Source organism: Candidatus Saccharibacteria bacterium (genome assembly GCA_017983775.1).
Taxonomy (GTDB): Bacteria; Patescibacteriota; Saccharimonadia; order JAGOAT01; family JAGOAT01; genus JAGOAT01.
Window position 1 is genome coordinate 1 of the sequence record JAGOAT010000031.1, and the last position, 10,041, is coordinate 10,041.

General features: G+C 40.8%; 13 protein-coding genes and 1 tRNA gene. 1 reads left to right on the plus strand and 13 read right to left on the minus strand.

Features of this window, described 5'->3' with window-relative positions; genetic code table 11:
* From KA531_03705 to KA531_03750, 10 genes are all read right to left on the minus strand, one after another.
* Positions 1 to 560, minus strand: a 560-nt coding sequence (locus KA531_03705; GenBank protein ID MBP6005975.1) for a hypothetical protein, incomplete at its 3' end; no start/stop codon positions are given.
* 54 nt (positions 561 to 614) lie between these two features.
* Complete coding sequence (locus KA531_03710) at positions 615 to 1,106, minus strand: hypothetical protein (protein ID MBP6005976.1); 492 nt, start codon at positions 1,104 to 1,106, stop codon at positions 615 to 617.
* 93 nt (positions 1,107 to 1,199) lie between these two features.
* Positions 1,200 to 1,598, minus strand: coding sequence for a 50S ribosomal protein L7/L12 (gene rplL / locus KA531_03715; GenBank protein ID MBP6005977.1), 399 nt, complete (start codon positions 1,596 to 1,598; stop codon positions 1,200 to 1,202).
* 16 nt (positions 1,599 to 1,614) lie between these two features.
* Complete coding sequence (locus tag KA531_03720; protein MBP6005978.1) at positions 1,615 to 2,142, minus strand: 50S ribosomal protein L10; 528 nt, start codon at positions 2,140 to 2,142, stop codon at positions 1,615 to 1,617.
* Between the two features lie 382 nt (positions 2,143 to 2,524).
* Positions 2,525 to 2,749 (minus strand): hypothetical protein, encoded by a 225-nt coding sequence (locus tag KA531_03725; GenBank protein ID MBP6005979.1) that lies wholly within the window; start codon positions 2,747 to 2,749, stop codon positions 2,525 to 2,527.
* Positions 2,750 to 2,961: 212 nt separating this feature from the next.
* Entirely contained in the window at positions 2,962 to 4,071 is a 1,110-nt protein-coding gene (locus tag KA531_03730) for a S41 family peptidase (protein ID MBP6005980.1), read from the minus strand.
* A gap of 11 nt (positions 4,072 to 4,082) precedes the next feature.
* A complete protein-coding gene (locus KA531_03735) occupies positions 4,083 to 5,174 on the minus strand; it encodes a CHAP domain-containing protein (GenBank protein ID MBP6005981.1) in 1,092 nt (363 codons plus the stop codon).
* Positions 5,175 to 5,179: 5 nt separating this feature from the next.
* Positions 5,180 to 5,845, minus strand: a complete 666-nt coding sequence (locus tag KA531_03740; protein MBP6005982.1) for a hypothetical protein — start codon at positions 5,843 to 5,845, stop codon at positions 5,180 to 5,182.
* Complete coding sequence (gene htpX / locus KA531_03745; protein ID MBP6005983.1) at positions 5,842 to 6,711, minus strand: zinc metalloprotease HtpX; 870 nt, start codon at positions 6,709 to 6,711, stop codon at positions 5,842 to 5,844. Before htpX ends, KA531_03740 begins: the two co-directional genes overlap by 4 nt.
* Before the next feature lie 16 nt (positions 6,712 to 6,727).
* Complete coding sequence (locus tag KA531_03750) at positions 6,728 to 7,291, minus strand: LemA family protein (GenBank protein MBP6005984.1); 564 nt, start codon at positions 7,289 to 7,291, stop codon at positions 6,728 to 6,730.
* Between the two features lie 180 nt (positions 7,292 to 7,471).
* Between KA531_03750 and KA531_03755 the strand changes: the two genes are divergently transcribed.
* Complete coding sequence (locus KA531_03755) at positions 7,472 to 8,101, plus strand: hypothetical protein (GenBank protein MBP6005985.1); 630 nt, start codon at positions 7,472 to 7,474, stop codon at positions 8,099 to 8,101.
* Positions 8,102 to 8,277: 176 nt separating this feature from the next.
* Here the strand turns inward: KA531_03755 and KA531_03760 are convergent, their stop codons facing one another.
* The 3 genes from KA531_03760 to KA531_03770 all read right to left on the minus strand — a co-directional run bounded on the left by KA531_03760 (position 8,278) and on the right by KA531_03770 (position 9,747).
* The gene (locus KA531_03760) at positions 8,278 to 8,811 is read right to left on the minus strand and encodes a tetratricopeptide repeat protein (GenBank protein MBP6005986.1); all 534 of its coding nucleotides are present in this window, start codon (positions 8,809 to 8,811) and stop codon (positions 8,278 to 8,280) included.
* A 98-nt stretch (positions 8,812 to 8,909) separates the two neighbouring features.
* Positions 8,910 to 9,566, minus strand: a complete 657-nt coding sequence (locus KA531_03765; GenBank protein ID MBP6005987.1) for a hypothetical protein — start codon at positions 9,564 to 9,566, stop codon at positions 8,910 to 8,912.
* Between the two features lie 105 nt (positions 9,567 to 9,671).
* Positions 9,672 to 9,747: transfer RNA gene (locus KA531_03770), tRNA-Thr, on the minus strand.
* Positions 9,748 to 10,041 lie beyond the last annotated feature (294 nt).

Sequence of the window (10,041 nt, forward strand, 5' to 3'; positions counted from 1 at the left end):
CTGATATTGACAGCATTGGCACTAGAAACTACTACTATGGCAAATAGTGGTATAATCATCCAGCCTAAATCATGAGAGCCAAGCAATGGGATTGAGATCGAGCTATAGTCAAGCTTTAGATAAAAATATAATCCTGCCAAAACAGCGATCACTAAGACACTCAAGAATTTGGCAGTAATTTTGAGACCCTCAGCTTTGAACCTACTTAGATTTATTAGGTCATCAGTAGCACCTACTGCTCCGGCAGCAACGAGACCAAAGATTGGTAGCCAAGTCTGGGATCTTGAGAGATTATCTGACAATACAGTAGATAATACTACGGAAAGAATAATAATAATCCCTGCCATAGTCGGGATATTCCTTTTGTGTTTTTCAGCATGAAGACTAATAAATAGTGAAGCAGTTTCACCAGTAGATGAAGTTTGTCGTGGTTTCTTCCAAAGTTTATAGCGGTAGGCGAAATAGGTATAAATTGGAGTCAGACAAATAGCAATTGTAAAGCTCAAAAGTCCCTGAATAAAGATTCTGATTAAAAAATCAGAAGTCTGGTCAGGCGACATCGTTAATCCTTGATTTCATAAAACCCTCCGAAATGTTGACTTAAAAGGCCTGCTCTAAGCAATTACTGCTTCTACTGCAGCCCAACGAGGCTTATTTGTACTATCTTTGGGCAAAATGATACTAAGCTCATCTCCAGCTACAGCCTTGAAATAAGATACGCTTGCATAGAGCACTCGATATCTATTGTCCTCAGTCTCAACATAATACTGGTTGTCATCTAGTACCAACTTACCTACTGCTTTAACCCTATCAATAGGACCAATTTGCTTGTAGATAAAGTTGCCGTTTGCTTCAATCGTAAGCTTCAGAGTGTCCCCCTCGACAAGCTTGGATTTTGAGGCATAATTTGCTGGAACTGGATAGAGCTTTTGGTTGTCTCCCAGCATATTTTGTCCATCAAATACTCCGTGAATTACCTTGCCTGTAGCTGATTCTTGATCAGAGTCAGGCTGGATACTAGATTGATAGCCTAGACTAGATAACTGGACTTGAGCATTGGTAATCATATCCTGGGCAGCTTTAATCTGTTCAAGTAATTGGCTTATTTCGTCTGAATTTTTCTTATTTGTCATCATTTATTATTTATTAAGAACACCCCAATAATATCACTAATCTGGGTGTTAAGCAAGTCAAGCTAGTTATTTAAGCTCAACGCTAGCACCAGCTTCAGTCAATTTTGCTTTAATTTCTTCAGCTTCCTCTTTCTTGACAGCTTCCTTGAGGGTCTTAGGAGCAGCTTCTACTAGAGCTTTACTTTCGGCTAACCCCAAGCCAGTGATTTCACGAACAGCTTTAATTACATTGATTTTCTTATCTCCAACACTAGTCAGGACTACCTCAAATTCACTCTTCTCTTCTCCAGCTGTTTCTCCAGCTGCTGCAGGCATTGCACCCATAGCCATTACTGGGGCTTGGGCACTTACGCCAAACTTCTCTTCTAGGGCTTTCACTAATTCTGAAAGTTCTAGAGCACTTAGATTTGCAATTTGATCTATAATAGTATCAAATTTTGGGTTGGTTGATGTTTCTTCAGCCATTTTATTCTCCTTATTATTAATTAGTTTTTTGACTTAAGTTATTTAGAACATTCACTAGACCAGAAAGGTTTCCAGCAAGGGTCCGGACTGTACCAGTCAGAGGTGCAGCGATTGTAGCGGCCAATTGTGCTAAGAGTTGTTCTTTGCTAGGTAGATCGGCAAGAATTGTAACTTGTTCGGGAGTGAGTAAAGTAGTATTGTCTTCGAGTCCGGCTGTTACTTCAAGCTGAGGATATGTCTTGTGAAGTTCTTTGAGTGATTTGGCAACCTCTACTCCATCCTGACCAAATACTAGGGCTACCTGACCACTAAGAAGCTGATTGATGGATTCTGGATTGACCTTAGCGTCGGCTAAGGCTTTACGAGTCAAGGTATTTTTGCTGACAGTCAAGCTAATATCTTGACTCCTTAGTTCTTTGCGGACTACCTCAATTGCCTCAGCATCAAGACCCTTGTAAACTATTGAAAATAGGTATTTTCTCTCATTCAGTAATTGGGTTACTAATTCTAATGCTTGACTTTTCTTAGCTTTGTTCTTTGCCATTATTTCCTTCCTAAAAATAAAAAACTGTCGAGACCGACAGTTGAATAAGAAGTCTTTCTAATCCCTGCGTAGTATTTTTAAGCTTTCACCACTACGGTCTTCGGTCTACTGGATATTAACTATAGCAAAAAACAAGCGTCAATGCAACACCTCATAAAGTACACCACCCTAAGGTACCACAATAAGCTAGGATTAAAACTTATCTCTAAGCCGATACCACATCATATGCATGGCCATGTAGTCGCGGACTGTCCGCGACTTTTTCTATCTCACCAGATTGGATATCCTGCGGACTGTCCGCGACAATAACAATTAGTTCGATTGGTATATAGTCAAACCCAGCCTCTCTTCATCGGTAGGCCACAGTACAGTCTTTGAACCACTAAGCAAAAGAATATGCCGGTATTATCCTAGCTGAGGATTCGTGATTTTTAGGATGAATTACTATAGCAGATCCCGTTTTCTTAAAATCAGTGTATTCCTCAGGGTCAGATGACTCATGGAATGGTGATAAGCTAAAGAGGGGTATAGCTGTAGAGAGTAGTTCTAATTTCTCTTGTTCAGTTAATGCTCCTATTCGATCAATTGCCTGTAGCTTAAAATCCATGCTCCCTCCTGGGCTATTTAGGATAGATCGCAAAGTATCGGGTAAATTTTAGAGATATTCAGTGATTTTTTGAAATAGTTCCATAATAAGCCTTGGGTCCTCTCTGGGATGAAAAAAGTCCGTTGGCCTAGTCGGGATCAAGAGAATACATGCCTAAGCCAACATTTTCTGGTCGAAGTGCACCTGGGTATTCGGTTAATTCTGGAGACATTTTAGTTATTTAGAGAATATTCCAGACTATCCTGGTCTGATTCTAGGGTAGTATCTGGGGTAATTCCTTCATGGTCGATATTGATGCCATCTGGGGTGTACCAGAGGGCTGTGGTCAGTCTCAAGTAATTATCTTGATCGACATCAATTAACTCTTGAACACTTCCCTTGCCATAGGTCTTTTGACCTATGAGTGTAGCTCGATGATTATCCTTGAGAGCCCCTGCAAGGATTTCGGCAGCTGAAGCACTATTCTTGTCGATAAGTACTACAATCTTTAGTTCAGACGGCACCAAGATCTCCTTGTCGGCTGATTCACTATGCTCTGCTTGCTTTCCTTTTTGCGAATAGATAGTCCCAGAATCGAGAAAATAGTCAGCAATAGTGACTACACTATCTAGATAGCCACCAGGATTGTTCCTGAGATCAATGATCAGCTCTTTGCTGGATTGCAATTCAGGCTCAGCAAGATAATCAGCCACTTCATCTGCTGTATTTCTAGCAAACTGATCAATATCTAGGATTGCTACATCATTCTTGTATTCAAGATTGGTGGATGGGGCGATGATCTCTTTGCGCTGGATTTTGAATTGGAGTGGCTCCTCGCCCCTCATAACATCAAGGGTGACATAGCTATCAACTGGTCCAGTAATTTTGCTAATAATCAGGTCTAGGGGCTGATCAGCAATATCCTGATCATCGACTTTGAGAATTTGATCACCAGCTTTGATTCCAGCAGCTAGAGCTGGGGAATCTTTGATCGGGGTTACAACAAAAGTCTTACCCTCTGTCTGGTCTAGGCGGATACCAACGCCACTAAAAGTACTATTTAGGCTAGCTTCAAGTTGAGAAAACTCTTCAGCATTGAGTTGATAGCTGAAATCATCCCCTAGTCCAGCAACTAGTCCCTTGTTGGCTGAGTCAACCAGCTTAGCAATGTCATAATCTCTAGCATATTTATCTTGAATCAGTGTTAGGGTTTCAAATATTGGTTGAAATTCTTGCTCCATTGCTGTGCTAAGTTTTGAATCTTTGGGGGTCAGAGGTAGATTGAAATAAGCTAGGCTAACCCCCAGGACAATGCCAGCTATAAATGTAATAGGCTTGGTCAAAGATTTTTGCCCTAGTGTATAAACATTAAACTACTGGCAGGCCAGACACTATAGGAGAATTGGCCATCGAATTGAGCATTGTACTCACTAATCCTGACAGAGTTGCCACCATCAAGAACTTCTTCGACAATCCCAACATGCCCATAGACTCCACCCTGATAAACCGCAACGTCACCATACTGAGGGTTTTGGTCAACGCTATAGCCAAAACTATTTGCCCAGCCTACCCAATTCTTAGCATCAGCAGGGCCCATTGTTCCCCAAGCCGGAATTGCTTTACCGATAGTTGCCCTTTTCCAGGCTGCATAGCTGGTGCATTGACGCAAGTAAAATCCCCAAGGATCTGATTGAAAACTTGGAAAGCTAACACCAGACCAAGGATAGGAGCCATCCCCTCCAGTATAAGTGATTTGTTGGGAAGCTGCAGCAATAGCAGCTGCTTGCTGGGCTTCTAATTCAACTCTTTTCTCTTGGTCTTGAGCTATTAGATCCTGATATTTTGCTTCTTCACCATTGGTAACGCTCAGGATACGTTGTTGCTCAGCAATCTGTGCTGCTAGATTGTCAGCCTGAGCTTGTTGAGCGGCTGCTAACTGTTGTTGATTTTTGTATTCTTGCTCAAGTTGATCTTTCAGAGACTTAATGTCTGCAATACTAGCATCGATCTTCTCTCCAATCTTGGAGATATATTCTTGCCTGTTGACAAAGTCACTCAGACTAGAGCTACTAACCAAAAGCTCTAGTGTTTTGACCTGGTTCTCTTGATATAAGAGTCGAAAGTTTTGACTGAGCAATACTTTCTGATCCTGAAGATCTTCATTGATTGTTTGGATTTCAGTTTCGGTTTGACTAAGCTTCGCTTTGGTATCAGCTATACTAACTCTGGCATAATCGATCTCAGCATCAAGAAGAGCCAACTTATCCTCTAGAGTATCTTGTTTGTCTCGTAATTGGTTGAGTGTCTCTTGTCTTTGGTTGATCTGAGCATCTAGTGCATTAATCTGGTCTTGTAACTGGTCAGCAAAAATCTGGATTGGGGAAAGAAGAAATATAATAGCTAAACCTGAAATCAAGATTGTACGAGCTAGATTGCTAAGCTTCATAGTATCTATTTTAACTTCTCTGGGATTAATTTACAATAGATTAGGTAGCTAGTTTCTATAAGTAGCATAGCAATCAATACTGTTACTAGGGTGGTCAGAAATAGTCCTAGACCTGGAAAGATCAAGAAGGGTGTAAGTAGTAGCAAGCTTATCAGGGTGACTATTAGATAGTAAGGGATAGCTTTTAAGATTATTTTACCTGAAAGCAGAGACCAACTTTGATTGAGAGCCTTGAATACCGGTAGGTCAAGTTTGAGCACTAGGACAAAGGTCAGACTAAATCTGATTAAAATATAGACCCCGATCAAGATAATAATAATCCCTAGTACCAAAAGTAAAATATTACTTCCTACTTGAGTAGCAATTAATGAGCTAAAGATAATCAGATAAAGCCAAGGGAGGCTAATAGCCAAGCTGATAATTAAGCTCGCCAGATAGCTCAAAAAGGTTGTATTGGCCTTGCGCATTGCCTGAGACCATTTGGCACTAGGGTCAACAGAGTCAATATTTAGAACTAGCCAAGAAACTGAAAACACGAGATAAAGATTGATGATACCGACGCTAGTGTCGCCGTTGGCAAGATAGCTAATGATCGTAATAGCTAGAATTGGCAACCAGCTAAATTTTAGAGATCGGAACATTCTAGAGTAACTAATTTTGACCAGACTCATTGATCCATTGACCTTAGTATCTTAATTCTTTGATCAATCGGTGGATGGGTCGAGAATAGTCGAGCTAGATTGGTAGACTTGAGTGGATTGGCAATAAAGAGATGAGCGGAGCTTGGACTAGCTTGGGACAACTGAGAATGGCCTGATATTTTCTCAAGAGCACTGGCAAGACCTTCTGGATAACGAGTAAGCATAGCTGATGAGGCGTCGGCTAGATACTCCCGCTTGCGGGAGATGGCCAGCTTGATTAGATTTGCAACTATTGGGGCAATGACTAGTCCAGCGATCATAAGGACTAGCCCAATTGGATTGCTGGAGCGGTTGTCATCGTCTCTGCCAAAAAGATTTAGTCTGGTCACCCAATTGGTTAAGAGGGAGATAATCCCGACGAGAGCAATGATAATTGTCATGATTCGGATGTCGTAATTCTTGATATGGGAGAGTTCGTGGCCAATTACGCCTTCGAGTTCGGTTTGATCTAAAGCATTAATGATGCCGGTAGTCATTGCGATATGGGCATGTTCGGGGTCTCGACCTGTGGCAAAGGCATTGAGAGCTGGATCGTTGATGATGTAAACTTTTGGCATCGGTAAGCCAGCTGTAATAGTCAGATTTTCTACCATCCGGTAGATCTCTGGGGCATCTGATTTCTCTATCGGTCTAGCATGATTGACAGACAAGGCTAGCTTAGCGGATCCTCTATAGCTGATATAGCTATAGATTATAGAGAAAATTGTTCCAGTCACGATAATTGAAGGATCCCCATAATAAAGGTAGAGACCATAGCTAATCGCACTAAGTAAGATAATAAAGCCAATGATCAGTAGCCACGTTTTACGTTTGTTGCTGGCAATTTGATGATATATTGGAGCTTGCACTGCCCTAAAACTTGACCTCAACTGGCTTCTCTACTTCGGCTTGATTTTCTACCTCATAATAATTGTAGCTCTTGAAGTGAAGTTGATCAGCAATTATATTGGTAGGAAAAGTTTGGGTCTTGGTGGTGTAGACTCGAACATTGTTATTGTAAAAGCGTCTAGAAGCCTGGATTTTATTTTCGGCATCAGTCAACTCATTCTGGAGATCTAGAAAGTTTTGATTGGCCTTGAGATCTGGGTAACTCTCAGACAAAGCAAAAATACTCTTGAGAGTAGCACTCAAGGCATTGTCAGCCTGAGTACTAGCTTGAATATCGTTAGGATCAGTCTGCATGGCTTGGTTGCGAGCCACTATAACCTTCTCGAGCGTTTCTTGCTCATGCTTGGCATAACCCTTGACGGTTTCTACTAGATTTGGGATCAAGTCAAAGCGTCTCTTGAGCTGAACTGTGATGTCACTCAAAGCTTCCTCCACTCGGTTGCGAGCAGTGACAAGACTATTGTAGGTGGCAATAATCCAGCCAACTATCAAAACAATGATTGCGATTAGGACAAATAATACTTGCATAGATTCCTCCACAATTACCAAAGGTTAATATTGTATGGTTTTTGGTAACTTATTAGTATTTTAACACAGTTGATGAGGGAAGTTAGGGGTTTGGTGGGGTAATTGTATTTTATCTTTAATCCAGCTTAGCCATAGATAAAATTAGTTTTGTTTTGTACTTACATAGATTAGAATAAGGTTATGAAAAAATCCACAACTTTAAAAATAACTTTTAGCCTAATAATGATAACCATAATGGCTGTATTAGGTGGGATATACTTAAAGGATCAAGGTAATCATCAAGAGCCACCTAGTCAAAGCACTTCTCCGTCTACTAATCAGCAGGCTGAGGATCAGTCGGACGCCAGCATAGTTATGGCAGACCAAAGGTTTCTGGAGATCCCAGAGCTAGGAGTAAAGATCAAATTGGATGATCAGACTGAAGATCTAATCTATAATGTCTATCCGGGGACAAGGCCTGATGGTGTAGCCTACTTGACACTTAAGTCGTTTTTGAATCAAGCTGAGGTCGAGGACTATTCAATGCAGGATGTAGAAGGACATAATAGTTGCAAAAGATTGGGTAGTATAACTATATTCAATGATCAGGCTGAGCTGGAAGAGTTTTATCCAGATACCGAAGTGATTGATCCGTCTGGTCAGCTTATTAAAAGTAATGCCTACAAGATGGAAGATGGAAGATACTATATAGTCAACGGTTCTCAAGCTATGTGTGGTAAAAGTAGAACTGAATTGACTGATATTGAGATAGATACTAGACAAAGTATCATTGAGCTATTGATGGATTCTTCCAACGTTGTCCCACTATAGGCAGGTTGGATGCCTTTATATTTTTTAGTGTAGTTAAACCAATCTGTATTGCCTTGGGTTTTGTTGGGTTGTTGTATATTGCAAAGCATCATTGTGGGTTGTAAAAAGTGGGTTCTTTACAGGTATTTTTGTTATTTTGCCATTGGGACATAGCCGGTAGTGGAAGTTGGATAGACCTAGCCCTTGAGCTTCTTGATCTTGGCTTTGAGAGCTGTAGCCTTCTTGGTCTCAGACTGGGATTGATAGTTTTCAAGTAGCAAATTGTGTAGGTTCAAACTATCAGGAAATTCTTCGATTGCAGTTTCGAGAATACCAATCAAACTAGGCATATCATTGAGGGAGTTATGAGCTTTGGCTATTGCTAGATAGATACTTGGCTTTTTTTGATCCTCGAGGGCAGCATTGAGGCTAGTTATCGCATCATGAAAATTATGCAAAGTCAGCTGAGTCAGCCCTAGATTGTGATAATTATTTCCAGATGGGTTTAGCTTGACTGCATGCTCGAAGCTAATTAGGGCATCCTGGTGATGGCCATGCCGATTGTAGATTACTCCTAAGCGATTGAAACAATGGGCGTTTTTATCATTGAGACTGAGGGCTTTGAGGTAGAATTGTTCAGCCTTGCGATAGTCTTTTTCATCAAATAGTCGGTCGGCTCTTAGTAGGGTCTTGCTGAATACGGAGTTCCTGGTTTCGACTTTGTCAATCATTGACTTGACAAAGTCGCTGGTATTGAAGTTATATAGTTGATTTTTTAGATAGTAGATCAAGGTTAGGAAGAGGATAAGGATCAGTATTATTGAGAGATTCATAGTAGTGGATCAATAATTGATAGTCTAGTTAGAAGCAACTTGGCATTGAGATTGACAGTTAAGTCCTGATAGACTTCAAGGAGTGTCTGATACCAATCTTCTGCCTTTGTCGAAAGGTCTTGCGGTGAGCTGGAAAGAGATTCTGATAATTCGGCGCTAATGGATAGAGTAAGGGCTTCTATCTGGGACTTAGATGTAGATTGTTCAACTAGCTTGAGACGGTCAATAATAGATAGATAAGTGTATGGATTTGGTGACTGAGTGAATTTGTGTTGATAGCTCAAGCTTATTTGGGGCAAACGAGACCGAATAGTCGAGAGAAGTTTGCTAGGGTTTTGGGCAAGAAGTAAAGTATATTTATATTCTCCAGGCTCTTCAAGCTCTTTTAGTAAGGCATTTGAGGCTTCCGGGCTAAGCTTGTCAGGATGTTCAATAATAGTTAATTCGCCAGAGTAAGCCTTGTGCTGACGGTCAGCTTTGAACTGCTTGATTTGAGTAATACTGATTTTGAGCTTGTCAGATTCGGGATTGATTATTCTTAGATTAGGGCCCTCGATACCCCAGCTACTAGCCAGCTGATTAGCAGTCTCCAGTAAGTCCTGAGATATCAGACCTGAGATGATGTAGCTGCTAGCTTGAGCTGCTTTAATCATGTCTAAACGAGAAAGTGATGCGAAGCTAAGAGGTTGCATGAGACTGATTAATAGGTGGTGTCTTAGACATAGTTAAAGTTTCAATGATTGAATTCTGGAACAATCTGGAGCCCAAAAGCGGACTCGAACCGCTAACCGGCTGTTTACAAAACAGCTGCTCTACCAATTGAGCTATTTGGGCGAACAGTTGATTGATTTCGTGGTTTTTTACTGGATCAATCACTGTTAGTATTCTATCACAAACTCCTTATCATTCTCAATAATTTTTCAATAATTTTTCTGTAATAAAATACCATTCTTCTAAACCCGAGCTATATCCCCCCCATAAAACAAAACCCATACCTTTGACTGTATCCTTACTGTCCCCCTCCCCAAATCACAAACACCCTATCTATTCTCTAAGTCTGGTTGGCTTCTCTCTGCTAGCTAACTGAAGTGTGTAGTCTGATGGACTCATTTTGAGTGAGGTATGAAT